The following is a 13,303-nucleotide window of genomic DNA, read 5'->3' as shown; positions in this document are numbered from 1 at the left end:
CTTACTTTTCTTGAGCAACTGATTTGCATCCACTTAGTAACGCCTCCTCTAAAATTGAATAATCCCATTCTTCATAGCATGTCTTTTTCTTGCCCGAACTGATTAACGTTTCTCGAATGTCTTTCTGATAAGGAATAATCCCAATCACAGGGACACCGCTCATCTTATAGATCATTTCCACATTATCTTTGATGATAGTGGGGGAATCTTGCGCCAAATCATTGAATAAAATGCCAGCGATTCGAATGCCTCTTGCTTTCATTGCTTCAATAGAAAGAAGTGTATGGTTAATCGTCCCCACACCGGCTCGTGCTACTAATATGACAGGAGCCTTTAATTCTTCCATCCAGTCGATCATGCAATAGCCTTCTGAGGTGAGCGGAACATAGAGTCCGCCAGCTCCTTCTATTACCATTCCGTCAAAATTTTCGCTGAGTTTCTTCACAGTTTGAGTCAATCTGTTTGTATCGATTTGGACATCTTCCCATCTAGCAGCCAAATGAGGAGAGCAAGGTGTAGGAAATAAATAGTCGGAGATAGGTTGTTCTCTACCGGAAGCCAGTTCATACGTCATAATATCTGGCGCGGTTAAGCGTTCATTATGTAACACCGCTCCCGTTTGGATAGGTTTGAACGGTACAAATTGCTGACCGTTTTCAGACAAAAAGTCACTGAGTAACACGGTGGCTACGGTTTTTCCTACATCGGTATCTGTTCCGGTAATGAATAATATCGACACGTTAAACTCTCCTTTTAAAAATATGTGTTAACTAATTACAAAATTATGTTAACATATATTTGTAAAGACAACAATAGAAAGTAGGAGGATCAGAAAATGAAACCAAAGGAAATTGTGTTTTGCGCATTATTTGCAGCATTGATGGGGGTAGGAGCGAATATTGCGCCACTGTTGACGATCGGAGGTGTGCCCGTCACACTTCAATTACTGTTTGCTATATTGGCAGGGGGATTACTAGGCAGCCGATTGGGTGCCTTGTCTATGTTCGCTTATTTATTTATCGGATTGGCAGGTGCACCGATATTTGCGCAATTTAAAGGAGGACTCGGCAGTTTCATCAGCCCGACGTTCGGGTACATTATTTCTTTTATCTTCGTAGCGTATATCGTAGGAAAGTTCTTTGAGCGTAAACAATCGTGGATCAGTTACGCAGGGGCAGGTTTTCTTGCCATAACCGTTAACTACATAATCGGTACAAATTATATGTATTTTGCTTATGTATACTGGGTAGAAGCGCCTGCAGGATTCAGTTACGCACTTGCGTGGTCCTGGATGGTTGCGTATTTACCTCTAGATATCGGCGTCACGATTCTGTCTATCATATTGATTCCGAGACTCCAGAAAGCTGTCAAATACAAGCCTATAGGCAAGCGTTTAGCGTAAAAAATATACCTGTGCGAGAACGATCGGGAAGCTCTCACGCAGGTATATCTGCAAATTAAACCATCAAAAATCCGCCACTCACACTTATGCATTCTCCATTCACAAAACTCGAGTCATTAGAAGACAAGAACGCAACAACCGAAGCAACTTCCGAAGGGTCACCCATACGACCGGCAGGCGTTAACATCGTTGCCATTTTCTTCACGTCTTGTGGCAAATCCTTGGTCATATCGGTATTGATCTGACCAGGTGCTACCGCATTGACTGTAATGTGCTTACTGCCGTTTTCTTTAGCAAGCGTTCTCGTCAATCCAAGCACACCCGCTTTCGACGCGCTGTAATTTGCCTGTCCCATATTGCCCCAACTAGAAGAAGAAGAGACATTAACGATCTTGCCGTACTGTTGCTTTCGCATCTGTGGAATGACTGCTTGGCACGTGTAGAACATACTATGGAGATTGACGTCCAGTACAGAATGCCATTGTTCGGTCGTCATTTTATGGAAAAATGCATCTCTCGTAATACCTGCATTATTAATCAAAATATCAATCTTGTCGAACTTCCCGTAAATAGTGGAGAACGTTTTCGACACATCTTCCAGATCGGCTACGTTGCACTTCATTGCGCAAACCTTTTCACCTGAAGCATCTAACGCAGAAGCTGTTGTTTCCAACTTTTCCATGTTTACGTCCAAAATAATTACCGAAGCACCATCCAGAAGTAAACGCTCCGCTATCTTCTCTCCAATTCCTTGCGCTGCACCTGTTACGACTGCAATTTTACCTACTAGTTTCCCCATTACTCACACTCCTCATCATGTTCATAGAATAGTAAGATAACTTTATCATAAATGAATGATGATTCATATAGGGGAGTGCTGGCCAAAAAATAGGAGCAACTACACTATTCCGTCATTCGCCAATTCAAACAGGTGAAATAATTCTCTCTATCCTTTACTATTGAAATAAGTACGACATAAAACCTGTAACAAAACGAAAGGCGGAGATATTCAAATGAACGCTTATGATGAGTACATGCGCGGAATCGTTACACCGATGCGCGAAGAACTAACGACTGCAGGATTTACGGAACTCACAACGTCTGAAGAAGTGAATGATACGCTAAAAGACTTGGAAGGTTCAGCTATTATTGTGATCAACTCTGTCTGTGGCTGTGCAGCAGGTTTGGCACGTCCGGCAGTACGCGAGGCGATAGAAGAAGTAAAGCCGGATCACTTGTTTACCGTGTTTGCCGGACAAGATAAAGAAGCGACAGAAACATTCCGTTCGTACTTCCCGGAAATCCCACCAAGTTCACCGTCCATTGCGATTTGGAATGAAGGTAAAGTGGTATACTTTATTCCACGTGAACAAATCGAGAACTTCCAAAAAGATCAAATTAAAGATCATCTCGTCGACGTCTTAACTAAAGTCGTCGCTCAGTGAACGTGATTATTACGACAGCAGGACGACCTGATGAACACTCCGCGGCACTTCTGCAGCAAGCAGCGGACGCGTTACAGGCACCTGTCGTCGAACGAAATAAGCGGTCCATTCCTAAACTGCAGAACATCTATCAAGCGGGTGTTCTAGTAGCGGGGAAGGACCGCTATTCGTTTTACCAAAAAGGTAGTGACGAACCGTTCTTCTTTCATCCGAACTCTGCGACCTATCGCTTGAAACGCATACTAAAAGGCGAAGCAGATCCGCTCGTGGCGGCAGCTGACCTCAGGCTAGGAGACTCTTTCCTCGACTGCACACTCGGTCTCGGATCGGATGCCATCATTGCGGCGAGCGCAGTGGGTGAAAAAGGAACAGTTGAAGGGATTGAAGCGGACCCAATCATCGCGTTTCTCACAAAGGTTGGATTACACAACTTTTCTATCGACTTTCCACTACTGCAAGAAGCGATGAGGCGAGTGCAAGTCATTCATGCGGAAGCCGTAGATTTCTTGAGAACTTGCGAAACGAACTCACGCGACATCGTTTTCCTTGATCCGATGTTCACGACACCAATCGAAGAATCTTCCAATTTTGAAGTGCTACGGGAAATCGGCGTGACTGATATTGTTACGGAAGAATGGGTAGCAGAAGCTTTGCGGGTATGTAGACGGCGTGTTGTACTAAAAGACCACTACCAATCGCCAATGTTTGCGCGCTTTGGTTTTATTCAGCAAATTCGCCCGTATACGAAAGTGCATTATGGTGTTCTGGAGAAATGAAATAGGTTTTAGCGTGGTCTCATTTCTTTACTTAATAACTAACATAGCAAAAAGACTGTATAGCTTTTTATTAAGCCATACAGTCTTTTTTTACATAACGCCAGCCTCTCGGGTCACTTCAGACAGATCGTAAAGGTGAAAGGGCGCACTTTTACGATCTGTCTTCCAGCGCCTGTCGAGGCTAGATGGCGTTCTTCGCTTTTGGTTTCATCTAGCTACGAACGCCAGCCTCTCGGGTCACTTCAGCCGGATTGTAAAGGTGAAAGTACGCACCTTTACAATCCGGCTTCCAGCGCCTGTCGAGGCTAGATGGCGTTCTTCGCTTTTGGATTAGTGAGTGAAATTAAGGGAGCTCAAGTACAAAGTCAATACAAGCATACCAATACCTAGTAGTAAGTTAACATCCATTGTTGCGACCTCCTTTATATGTAGCGCGTTGATTGAAATCCGCTTAACTTGCAATCAGAGAACATTTTGTGAAAATTGATGATTGAAGTTTGACTTTATTGTACAATGAAATAGTAAAAGATGAAACCTTTTGTGACGCTTTTCGTATGAGTTATGTAGATGTATGACGGAATGTTGAAGGAGTGATGGAAATGAAGCAATGGTTACAGCGGCTGATGATCGCATCTGTCGCCGTGTTAACACTGGGCATCATTACACCCAATCATGAAATTTGGACAAACTTTCAAGACAAGCATGAACCGAATGAATCCGGAACCCACGCAGAAGGCATGGAGTATTCCCTTGAACTGCAAGAAAATCGAAATGACTTACTGACACTTGACAGTTACACCGAAGAACAGCAATTGGTCGCGCACGCACGTCTATTGACATATGAAAAGTTTGGACAGCGTATCGGGCCCGTCATCCAGAATGAATTCGATCACGAGATTTTTCCACGAATCGAAGCGGTGATCCAAACAACCGTACATAACGCAGCAGATCGCCGTCTCGCCATTACCGAGCAACCTTCAGGAGATTATGCGGAAAAGATTTTCCACGTTTATGACAAAACAGCGGAACAGGACCTTATTAAGTTCCACGTTCGTACGGAAAAACGACCAAGTGACGGCTACTTCTATAATTTCCATTACCATACAGCGGATGATGGATTTGTCGCACACCACTCAGTCGGTGATATTTACTGGTCCAAAAACACACCACCGAAATGGCTAACCTAAAAAATATCGAACACTCGTCTTCATGACGGGTGTTTTTTATCGTCTACATTTTTATAGTTATACAAGAGTGGGGTAGATGGATTGAAGTACATTGGGATTCGAAAATAGCGGGCAGATTAGATTGATAGACTTTCCGAAATTTAAACAACTTAGATAGAGTGGACAAAGTGAAAAAAGGGATCTTTTTTGACCCCCCTAAAACATCTACCCATTCATGAACTTTTATCCATTTTCGCAATTTGTTTACTTAGTTGATCAATTTGCTTTTGCATTTTTTTCATTTCTTCAGATAGCTGATCTTGGGGATCTTGTCGGTTTGAGTTTTCTAGTTCTTGAAGTGCAATACCTGCTGCGATGGTCTGAATTCCGTCCCCCAATGTAGAAATTGCAGCCCCCAACAATGCAAGCTTGGCAGCAAACACTTCAGGAGAGTCTGTATTTTTCCCAAACTGTTGTTTGTTTGAGTTGTACATAACCACGCCTCCTCTTTCACCACTAGCTATGATTTAAAAAATATAAGAACCAAACAGCGTGGTTTTGTTCATCGGCTGATGCTTGAGTAAAAGAAGACCTAACCATTGGGATTTGCGTTTCACGTGCAGCAGTATGATAAAAGTCGACGGTCGTTTGCTCATCCATAAAAGCTGATTTCACGCCACTCATATACCCTTTCTCACAGCCTTCTGTAATGTTCAGTGCAGGTTCCTTACCGGTCAATTGGAAATAGAGAGACCAAAAGCTTTGGTAGTGCCTCATTTCGTCATTTCTTATTTCTAGTATTTTATCTTTAATCGTTTGAGTTGGCGCTTGATTAGCTAAAATTCCATAACAATATATCGCATGATACTCTCCATTAATAGCTTTTAATAAATTATTAATAGTTTGTGTATGGGCATTACTGTATGTCTGACTAGTGTTTAACAATGAACTCACTCCTTTCATAATAAACAGCATTCCTATTTATTTTATGCTCTGGTTCTAAATAGGTGAATGTAAAAAGGTCACTGAACTAGTTCAGTGACCTCGTACACTCACCATGTAGTGTACTGACAGTGTAGGCGAGTAGTGTGATTAATAAACGTGGTAAATTTTGGGTCGGCCGCTTTTTTCCAATGATAGAGAGATGTTTATTTTTTAGCCGACATACACTAGCTAACAGAATTACGTCTTTTTCAGCATCGTCGAAATATTATCGTGCATCAGGAAATACGCGTTTCATTGCTTCCGAAAACTCATCGAAGAATCCTTCTACTGGCTCGCCCGCGTTAATTTTCTCCCTATAACCGGTCATTCTATCTACGAAGTCTGGATTAAGGGAAACGTAGACATTTTCAATAGCCGAATTAGAAGAACGAACTTTTTCCGCGATTTTATCTTCCAGCTCTTTTGTCGCTTCTTTCATTGCCGTATCTTTTGAGACAACCGCAACATACGCGTTATGATCCGTAACCAATACAGTGGCACTATCCACTTCTGTCAGTTCAGTAATTTTGTCTGCGGCTTCATCAGCCAACTCTACCTTGGTCTCATGGGTACTAGGAGTTGAAACGTTTTCGTCAACAGTCTCATTGGGTGTTTCATTTGTAGTAGTGTTTTCGTCAACGGGCGCCGTGTTATCATTTTTTGTTCCGCAACCCATCACGACCAGTGCAGCTAAAAGAACCATCATGAACCATGTTGTTTTTTTCATGTATTTTCCTCCTTATGATTACTTCACATCTAGTGTGTTCATAAAGGGGAATTTTCATGCAACCAATACATACTCAAATGAAAAACGATGACCCTTTAATTCCCGGCATGGAAGTTTGAAAAGATTTTTTAATCATTTATTGCTGATCTATAGAAAGCCACTGTATCCTACTGAGCGCAGAAGAATTTTCGTGTATGCTACACGCTATAGGCAAAGGCGACATTTGAAAAAATAACCCTATACGACGAGCAGTGAATACCGGTCGAAAAACACACCACCGAACGGGCTTTTTTAATCAGCCCTTTCGTGGTGTGTTTTGTCGTCTTAATGTTATAATGAGTGTAATTTCAGAAGAGGGAGCTTGAAGCATGAAGCAATATTTAGATCTATGTCAACATATTCTGGATACAGGAACGAAAAAGGGAGATCGTACGGGTACGGGGACATACAGTGTCTTTGGTTATCAGATGCGTTTTGACTTAGCGCAAGGATTTCCTTTAGTCACGACAAAAAAGACGGCGTTTCGTTTGATTGTCTCAGAATTACTATGGTTTATTAAAGGAGATACCAATATCCGTACGTTGATACAGGAACGTAATGGAATTTGGGATGAGTGGGCATTTGAACGGTATGTAGAAAGTGCGGCGTATACAGGAGAGGATATGACCGATTTTGGTCGCCGTGTACTACAAGATGAAGAGTTCGCGAAGGTTTACAAAGCGGAACTCGCTTTATTTAAAGAGAAAATTTTAGCAGATGAAGAATTTGCGAAACAGCACGGTGATCTCGGACCCGTCTACGGCAAACAATGGCGAGCGTGGGACAGTGATAGCGGAGTCATCGATCAGCTGGCACAAGTGATCGACAGCATCAAAAACAATCCTGACTCGCGTCGTCACATTGTCACAGCGTGGAACCCGGCAGAAGTCGACGAGATGGCACTGCCGCCATGCCACTTACTGTTTCAGTTCTACGTGGCGGACGGCAAGTTATCATGCCAACTCTATCAACGCAGTGCGGACGTCTTCCTAGGTGTTCCGTTCAATATCGCGTCTTATGCATTACTCATTCATTTAATTGCGTATGAATGTGGTTTAGAAGTAGGCGAATTCGTCCATACATTAGGTGACGCACACTTGTATCAGAACCATATTGATCAAGTGCACGAGCAATTAGCGAGAGAGCCGAAAGAATTACCGACATTACATGTGAATTACGACGGTCGATCGATCTTTGATTTGACGGTAGAGGATATTTCGATTGAAGGCTATGATCCACATCCGAGAATTAAAGCGCCGATCGCAGTATAAGGAGGGCATACAATGATTTCATTATTGGTGGCACATGATCTGGACCGAGTCATCGGCAAGGACAATGAGATGCCATGGTATATTCCGGAAGAACTTCAATACTTTAAAGAGAAAACGATGGGCAAGGCGATCGTTATGGGACGCAAAACGTTCGAATCGATTGGTCGTCCGTTAAAAGGTCGATTAAATATTGTCATCACGCGCAATACAGACTATCAAGCAGACGGCGTCACGGTCGTTCATGATATGGAAAGCGCCGTGCAACTTGCAAAAGACTATGCGGACGAAGTGATGGTCATCGGCGGTGCGGAGATTTTCAAGATGTCGATGGAAGATGCAGACAGGTTGTATGTTACCGTCATCGAGAAACATTACCCGGGTGACACATTCTTTCCAGCATACGAAGAAGACTACGCATTGATAAGCAAGTCGGAGCCACATTATGCAGAAGACGGCACCGCCTATACCTACCAAATTTGGGATAAAAAATAACGTTCTCCCCTATACATAGAGAAGAACGCTAAAGAATATCGATGTGCTGCCCGCCATAACGAACAGGTGCCAGATTGCGTGATTGTACGGTACACGGCGTGACATGAAGAAGTACGCTCCTGCTGTATAGAACAACCCACCAATCACGAGCAACCATAGCCCTTGTGGCGGCAGTGCGTTATATAACGGTTTAATCGCTAACACGATGAGCCAGCCCATAATGAGATAGAGGGCGAGTGATAGTTTGGCGAAGCGGTGAATATAAAAGATCTTGAACAATATGCCGAACAAGGTCATTCCCCAGATGATGCCGAATAACGTCCAACCGAGTGCACCTTTTAAAGTGACGAGCAAAAACGGCGTATAGGTTCCGGCGATCAGTACATAGATAGCGGAATGGTCAAGAATCGCAAAAAACGATTTCAATTTCACAGGCATACTATGTAGTAGCGTACTGGCGAGGAACAATAACAACATGGACACGCCGAATATGGTAAAGCTCGTTATAGCGATTCCCGTGCCTTGTTTCACGCCTTTTAAGATCAGCAAGACTAATGCAGGTATGCTGAGTAAGAACCCGATGGCATGCGTAATTGCATTCCAGCGTTCTTCATGCAGATTTTTGTAATCGAATGCTTCTTCCATTCTTGCAGCACCTCCTGCAATACACTATATCAAACACAGCGAAAAAAATCGCAGAAAGCCACACGCGAAGGAGATAGAAATCATGAAAAAAATTCATATCGTCACGGATTCCACTGCAGAACTATCGGATGAACTGATTGCTCAATACAATATCCATGTTGTACCTCTAACACTGACCATCAATGACAAGTCTTATATTGACGGCGTAGAAATCCAACCGGAAGAATTTCTCGACTTAATGCGCGATGCAAAAGAATTACCGAAAAGTTCACAGCCGGCAGTCGGCGTATTCCAGAACCTGTATGATGAACTGGGAGCGGATGGATCACAAATTATTTCGATCCATATGACGGGTGGCATGAGCGGGACGGTGAAATCTGCGGAAACGGCAGCTCATGCGTCAAACGCAGACGTTACGGTCATCGACTCAATGTATATTTCACACGCCCTGTCTTTCCAAGTGCTTGAAGCATGCCGACTGGCCGAAGAAGGCAAGTCGGTAGCAGAAATCGTGGAGGAACTTGATAGTGTACGAAAACGTTCCTCTTTATACGTCGTGGTGGATGTTCTCGATAATATGGTGAAAGGCGGACGAATTGGCAAAGGGAAAGCGATGTTTGGCTCCCTTATGAACATCAAGCCTATCGCGTCACTGAAGGACGGGGTGTATACGCCGGTCGCGAAGGTGCGCAGCCATAAACAAGTAGTCTCTTATTTGTTTGACGAGTTTAAGAAAGAAACAGCAGGGAAAGTAATTCGTAGTGTCGGAATCGCCCATGCAAACGGTCTGGCAATGGCGGAACCGCTAAAAAGTAAGATCGAAGAGATGGGCATTCAAGTGATGCTGACATTTACGACTCCGATCGTCAGTACCCATACTGGAGAAGGCGCGATCGGATTCATGTATTACACCGAGTGATACTAACTATAAAGGATATGAGATTATGAGAAGAATGCTAGTGCTGAGTCTCGTCTTCTCATTGTTCTTAGCAGGGTGCCAGGTCCCATTCAGCAAAAAAGAGACGACGTTTGCGGAACGTGAAAACGTTGCGTTCGATCCGTTTATTGTGCCGGAATCATTCATCCCTAAACGTATAAACGTGTTAGGGCTAGGTGATTCATTAACCCAAGGAGTCGGGGATGAACGGAAAGAAGGCGGATATTTTGGCCGTTTGACGTCGGACATGGAACAATGGAAAGGCATTATGGAAGTGGACGCCATAAATTTAGCAAAACGCGGACGGCGAAGCGACCAGTTTTTAAAGCAATTGCAAGATGAAGAAGTGCAGGAAGCGGTCATTCAGGCAGATTATATTGTCTTTACGATTGGTGGCAATGACATCATGAAAGTCGTCAAAGGTAATTTCATGCAGATGAAAATGTCTGATTTTTATAAGGCGCTGGGTAAATTCGAAACAAGAATTGAAGAACTGTTTGAGATTTTGCGCCTCTATAACCCGGATGCACCGATCATCGTGGCGGGTCTCTACAATCCTTTCTCCGTCGTGACAGACGAAGTACAGGAGTTTGAAGACATTATCGCAGACTGGAACCGCTCGATAGAAGAACAAGTGGAACAAGACGGCATGGCCTGCTTTGTTCCGGTAAAAGATTTATTTGATTCGAATGAAAACCTGGTTTATCACACAGACTTCTTCCATCCGAACAGTAAAGGGTATGATTTGATGGAAGAGCGATTTGTAAGAGAAATTAAAGGCTGTTCAGCGGTTGACCTGGAAGTGGAGTGAAGTACAAGATGAATAGTTGGAAAATAGCATTTTTCGGTCTGGCAGGAATAGTTGCGGCAGGGTTCGTGGGGCTTATAATCCTCATCAGTGGCACCACCGCTTCTCCAGCTCTTCCGAAAGACCAAGCAGTAGAAGAGAAAGGCTATACGATGGCACTAAATACAACGAAAGACAATTTTGAAGGCATTGCGAACACGTATATTAGAAAAGCCGTTAAAGGCACGTTGCCAGTAGAACTAGAAATGCGTGACGATGTATTGTTGACGTCCGAACTCACGGTATTCTCGCATACATTACCGCTCGCGATGCATTTTGACCCAGTCGTACGAGAAGACGGAAACTTAATCCTTAAACAATCGTCTATGGAATTAGGACAGTTGAATATCCCACCTTCCACGGTACTGAAATTACTGAAGAATTCGGTAGAGCTTCCGTCATGGATGGTCGTGCGACCGAAAGAAGAAGAAATATTCATCAATTTGAAGGACTTGCCGCTTTCGGGTGACTTCCAAGTGAAGGCAAAAGAAGTGAATTTAGCGCAAGATGAGATTATATTAGAAGTATTGATACCGAAAAACTAAGGAGGGCAACGACTATGGCAACACAACATGCAACTTTCGCAGGTGGGTGCTTCTGGTGTATGGTTAAACCATTTGACCAATACAATGGAGTGCATTCGGTTACGAGTGGTTATACGGGCGGGCATACTGTCAATCCAACATACAAAGAAGTTTGTTCCAATACAACCGGTCACAGAGAAGCTGTAGAGATCGAATTCGACGATAGTGTCATTAGTTACGAAGAATTATTGAATGTTTTCTGGCAAGTGATTGATCCTACTGATGCAGGCGGCCAGTTCCATGACCGTGGCGAATCGTATAAATCAGCGATCTATACACACTCTAACGAGCAACAGCAAGCAGCACAACGTTCCAAGCAAGCTTTACAAGATAGCGGCAAGTTTAGTGCGCCTATCGTGACGGATATTTTCCCTGCGGAAATATTCTATCCCGCCGAAGACTATCACCAGCAGTATTACGAAAAGAACCCAGACCACTATGCACGTTACACTGTCGGATCAGGACGCGCAGGATTTATCGAAAAGAATTGGGGGAATCGTTGATGAAAAAAGACTTACGTTCTGAATTAACAGAGATGCAGTATCATGTGACGCAAGAAAATGGCACGGAGCCACCATTTCGTAATGAATATGACGCACACTTTGAAGAGGGAATCTATGTAGACATCGTGTCAGGTAAGCCGTTATTCAGTTCAAACGATAAATACGACGCGGGCTGTGGATGGCCAAGCTTCACGAAGCCGATCGAAGCCGTGGAAGTTACGGAGCATTTCGATACAGCTCACGGCATGCGCCGCACAGAAGTACGTAGTAAGACAGCGGATTCTCACTTAGGACATGTCTTCCCAGACGGACCACCAGAACAAGGCGGCTTGCGCTATTGCATCAACTCCGCCGCATTACGTTTCGTTCCGGTGAGTGATTTAGAAAAAGAAGGCTATGAAGAATACAAAGGGTTATTTGAATGAAGGAAGGTGACGACGATGGATCGATCCTTTTACCATTTCGCACTACGTTATCGTGGCGGTGAAAAAGACGATGTCAAGGCATTGTTTGCAGAGAGGATGTTTCTCGATGCCGGTTTCCCAAAAGATGAAGAGGATTTCGATTCATTGTCGCGTTACGTAGAGGACATGGCGGATGATCATTTACGTTCTACTACGTTTGATGAAATATACGCCATCTATCAAGAGCTTTGCAGCAGATAAATGGCGAGGGTTTCATTGCATCTCGCCATTATTCACTGTATGATAATAACAAATTAGTGAAATGAGGCTGAAAAAAGATGAGTATACATATTGATGCAAAACCAGGCGATATCGCAGAAACGGTTCTTCTTCCAGGAGATCCATTACGCGCGAAGTATATCGCAGAAACATTTTTAGAAGACGTTGTACAGTACAACGAGGTACGGAACATGTTTGGCTTTACGGGAACATATAAAGGCAAACGTATTTCCGTACAAGGTACTGGCATGGGCGTGCCGTCTATTTCTATCTACGTAACAGAGTTAATGCAAGAGTTTGGCGTTCAGAAATTGATCCGCGTTGGCACATGTGGCGCGATTCAGAAAGACGTAAAAGTACGTGACGTCATCCTTGCACAAGGCGCGACAACAAACTCATCACTAAACGACGTCACATTCGGTCCGATTCGCTTTGCGCCGATCGCAAACTTTGATTTATTGATGAAAGCGTATAATGCAGGGAAAGAAAAAGGCTTGCATTTACAAGTAGGAAACGTCTACACAGAAGACTTCTTCTATAATGAAGACGCTCAGCATGAAAAATTAGCGCGTCATGGAGTATTGGCGGTCGAAATGGAAGCCGCAGCCCTATATACGCTAGCAGCTCGTTATGGCCGTCAAGCACTCGCTGTTCTGACAGTAAGTGACCACATCTTAACAGGAGAAATTACCACGCCTGAAGAGCGTCAAACGACATTCAACGAAATGATCGAAGTCGCGCTAGACGCAGCCATTGCTGAATAATAGAATAGATAGAAACTTGCAAAAGACCGCTCTTGGCA

19 protein-coding genes are annotated in these 13,303 nt (G+C 43.6%); 13 read left to right on the top strand and 6 right to left on the bottom strand.

Annotation, left to right across the window (positions count from 1 at the left end; all coding sequences use genetic code 11):
• Position 1: 1 nt before the first annotated feature.
• The gene (gene bioD, locus SporoP8_RS01170; protein WP_198166046.1) at positions 2-739 is read right to left on the bottom strand and encodes a dethiobiotin synthase; all 738 of its coding nucleotides are present in this window, start codon (positions 737-739) and stop codon (positions 2-4) included.
• Between the two features lie 96 nt (positions 740-835).
• Between bioD and SporoP8_RS01165 the strand changes: the two genes are divergently transcribed.
• Positions 836-1,402 carry a biotin transporter BioY gene (locus tag SporoP8_RS01165; protein ID WP_085130788.1) on the top strand — a complete coding sequence of 189 codons (567 nt, stop codon included), beginning with the start codon at positions 836-838 and terminating at the stop codon, positions 1,400-1,402.
• 55 nt (positions 1,403-1,457) lie between these two features.
• On the opposite strand, the gene fabG is transcribed toward SporoP8_RS01165, so the two are convergent.
• The gene (gene fabG, locus SporoP8_RS01160) at positions 1,458-2,201 is read right to left on the bottom strand and encodes a 3-oxoacyl-ACP reductase FabG (protein ID WP_085130786.1); all 744 of its coding nucleotides are present in this window, start codon (positions 2,199-2,201) and stop codon (positions 1,458-1,460) included.
• 214 nt (positions 2,202-2,415) lie between these two features.
• Between fabG and SporoP8_RS01155 the strand changes: the two genes are divergently transcribed.
• From SporoP8_RS01155 to SporoP8_RS01145, 3 genes are all read left to right on the top strand, one after another.
• Positions 2,416-2,847, top strand: coding sequence for a BrxA/BrxB family bacilliredoxin (locus SporoP8_RS01155; protein ID WP_085130784.1), 432 nt, complete (start codon positions 2,416-2,418; stop codon positions 2,845-2,847).
• A complete protein-coding gene (locus tag SporoP8_RS01150; RefSeq protein WP_085130782.1) occupies positions 2,844-3,623 on the top strand; it encodes a class I SAM-dependent methyltransferase in 780 nt (259 codons plus the stop codon). Before SporoP8_RS01155 ends, SporoP8_RS01150 begins: the two co-directional genes overlap by 4 nt.
• Before the next feature lie 599 nt (positions 3,624-4,222).
• Positions 4,223-4,810 carry a YpjP family protein gene (locus SporoP8_RS01145; protein WP_085130780.1) on the top strand — a complete coding sequence of 196 codons (588 nt, stop codon included), beginning with the start codon at positions 4,223-4,225 and terminating at the stop codon, positions 4,808-4,810.
• Between the two features lie 212 nt (positions 4,811-5,022).
• Here SporoP8_RS01145 and SporoP8_RS01140 read toward each other — a convergent pair whose 3' ends face one another.
• The 3 genes from SporoP8_RS01140 to SporoP8_RS01130 form a co-directional block, all read right to left on the bottom strand.
• Positions 5,023-5,283 carry a hypothetical protein gene (locus tag SporoP8_RS01140; RefSeq protein WP_085130778.1) on the bottom strand — a complete coding sequence of 87 codons (261 nt, stop codon included), beginning with the start codon at positions 5,281-5,283 and terminating at the stop codon, positions 5,023-5,025.
• 22 nt (positions 5,284-5,305) lie between these two features.
• Positions 5,306-5,734 (bottom strand): ferritin-like domain-containing protein, encoded by a 429-nt coding sequence (locus SporoP8_RS01135; RefSeq protein WP_232319178.1) that lies wholly within the window; start codon positions 5,732-5,734, stop codon positions 5,306-5,308.
• Positions 5,735-5,999: 265 nt separating this feature from the next.
• On the bottom strand, positions 6,000-6,500 hold the full coding sequence (locus SporoP8_RS01130; RefSeq protein WP_085130774.1) for a YhcN/YlaJ family sporulation lipoprotein: 501 nt from the start codon (positions 6,498-6,500) through the stop codon (positions 6,000-6,002).
• A 368-nt stretch (positions 6,501-6,868) separates the two neighbouring features.
• Between SporoP8_RS01130 and SporoP8_RS01125 the strand changes: the two genes are divergently transcribed.
• Positions 6,869-7,810 carry a thymidylate synthase gene (locus SporoP8_RS01125; RefSeq protein ID WP_085130772.1) on the top strand — a complete coding sequence of 314 codons (942 nt, stop codon included), beginning with the start codon at positions 6,869-6,871 and terminating at the stop codon, positions 7,808-7,810.
• A gap of 12 nt (positions 7,811-7,822) precedes the next feature.
• On the top strand, positions 7,823-8,302 hold the full coding sequence (locus tag SporoP8_RS01120; RefSeq protein WP_085130770.1) for a dihydrofolate reductase: 480 nt from the start codon (positions 7,823-7,825) through the stop codon (positions 8,300-8,302).
• 9 nt (positions 8,303-8,311) lie between these two features.
• Here the strand turns inward: SporoP8_RS01120 and trhA are convergent, their stop codons facing one another.
• Positions 8,312-8,947: a PAQR family membrane homeostasis protein TrhA gene (gene trhA / locus SporoP8_RS01115; RefSeq protein ID WP_085130768.1), complete on the bottom strand. Its 636-nt coding sequence runs from the start codon at positions 8,945-8,947 to the stop codon at positions 8,312-8,314.
• A gap of 82 nt (positions 8,948-9,029) precedes the next feature.
• Between trhA and SporoP8_RS01110 the strand changes: the two genes are divergently transcribed.
• From SporoP8_RS01110 to deoD, 7 genes are all read left to right on the top strand, one after another.
• Positions 9,030-9,866: a DegV family protein gene (locus SporoP8_RS01110; RefSeq protein ID WP_085130766.1), complete on the top strand. Its 837-nt coding sequence runs from the start codon at positions 9,030-9,032 to the stop codon at positions 9,864-9,866.
• A gap of 25 nt (positions 9,867-9,891) precedes the next feature.
• Positions 9,892-10,695: a GDSL-type esterase/lipase family protein gene (locus SporoP8_RS01105; protein WP_085130764.1), complete on the top strand. Its 804-nt coding sequence runs from the start codon at positions 9,892-9,894 to the stop codon at positions 10,693-10,695.
• Between the two features lie 8 nt (positions 10,696-10,703).
• The gene (locus SporoP8_RS01100; RefSeq protein ID WP_085130762.1) at positions 10,704-11,276 is read left to right on the top strand and encodes a YpmS family protein; all 573 of its coding nucleotides are present in this window, start codon (positions 10,704-10,706) and stop codon (positions 11,274-11,276) included.
• 14 nt (positions 11,277-11,290) lie between these two features.
• Entirely contained in the window at positions 11,291-11,818 is a 528-nt protein-coding gene (msrA, locus tag SporoP8_RS01095; protein ID WP_085130760.1) for a peptide-methionine (S)-S-oxide reductase MsrA, read from the top strand.
• Positions 11,818-12,243 (top strand): peptide-methionine (R)-S-oxide reductase MsrB, encoded by a 426-nt coding sequence (gene msrB, locus SporoP8_RS01090; RefSeq protein WP_085130758.1) that lies wholly within the window; start codon positions 11,818-11,820, stop codon positions 12,241-12,243. The genes msrA and msrB overlap by 1 nt, the downstream gene beginning before the upstream one ends.
• 15 nt (positions 12,244-12,258) lie before the next feature.
• A complete protein-coding gene (locus tag SporoP8_RS01085; protein ID WP_085130757.1) occupies positions 12,259-12,483 on the top strand; it encodes a YozE family protein in 225 nt (74 codons plus the stop codon).
• 77 nt (positions 12,484-12,560) lie between these two features.
• A complete protein-coding gene (gene deoD / locus SporoP8_RS01080) occupies positions 12,561-13,265 on the top strand; it encodes a purine-nucleoside phosphorylase (RefSeq protein WP_085130755.1) in 705 nt (234 codons plus the stop codon).
• Positions 13,266-13,303 lie beyond the last annotated feature (38 nt).

The sequence above is a fragment of the Sporosarcina ureae genome (assembly GCF_002101375.1).
GTDB classification, from domain to species: domain Bacteria; phylum Bacillota; class Bacilli; order Bacillales_A; family Planococcaceae; genus Sporosarcina; species Sporosarcina ureae_B.
Note: the sequence above shows the minus strand (reverse complement) of the source record. Positions and strands in the feature narration are given on the sequence as shown.

Coding starts and splice junctions, on each gene's coding strand:
- trhA (WP_085130768.1), bottom strand. CDS start 8,947: ATGGAAGAAGCATTCGATTACAAAAATCTGCATGAAGAACGCTGGAAT.
- SporoP8_RS01100 (WP_085130762.1), top strand. CDS start 10,704: ATGAATAGTTGGAAAATAGCATTTTTCGGTCTGGCAGGAATAGTTGCG.
- SporoP8_RS01125 (WP_085130772.1), top strand. CDS start 6,869: ATGAAGCAATATTTAGATCTATGTCAACATATTCTGGATACAGGAACG.
- SporoP8_RS01155 (WP_085130784.1), top strand. CDS start 2,416: ATGAACGCTTATGATGAGTACATGCGCGGAATCGTTACACCGATGCGC.
- msrA (WP_085130760.1), top strand. CDS start 11,291: ATGGCAACACAACATGCAACTTTCGCAGGTGGGTGCTTCTGGTGTATG.
- fabG (WP_085130786.1), bottom strand. CDS start 2,201: ATGGGGAAACTAGTAGGTAAAATTGCAGTCGTAACAGGTGCAGCGCAA.
- SporoP8_RS01105 (WP_085130764.1), top strand. CDS start 9,892: ATGAGAAGAATGCTAGTGCTGAGTCTCGTCTTCTCATTGTTCTTAGCA.
- SporoP8_RS01140 (WP_085130778.1), bottom strand. CDS start 5,283: ATGTACAACTCAAACAAACAACAGTTTGGGAAAAATACAGACTCTCCT.
- deoD (WP_085130755.1), top strand. CDS start 12,561: ATGAGTATACATATTGATGCAAAACCAGGCGATATCGCAGAAACGGTT.
- SporoP8_RS01085 (WP_085130757.1), top strand. CDS start 12,259: ATGGATCGATCCTTTTACCATTTCGCACTACGTTATCGTGGCGGTGAA.
- SporoP8_RS01130 (WP_085130774.1), bottom strand. CDS start 6,500: ATGAAAAAAACAACATGGTTCATGATGGTTCTTTTAGCTGCACTGGTC.
- msrB (WP_085130758.1), top strand. CDS start 11,818: ATGAAAAAAGACTTACGTTCTGAATTAACAGAGATGCAGTATCATGTG.
- SporoP8_RS01110 (WP_085130766.1), top strand. CDS start 9,030: ATGAAAAAAATTCATATCGTCACGGATTCCACTGCAGAACTATCGGAT.
- SporoP8_RS01120 (WP_085130770.1), top strand. CDS start 7,823: ATGATTTCATTATTGGTGGCACATGATCTGGACCGAGTCATCGGCAAG.
- SporoP8_RS01165 (WP_085130788.1), top strand. CDS start 836: ATGAAACCAAAGGAAATTGTGTTTTGCGCATTATTTGCAGCATTGATG.
- SporoP8_RS01145 (WP_085130780.1), top strand. CDS start 4,223: ATGAAGCAATGGTTACAGCGGCTGATGATCGCATCTGTCGCCGTGTTA.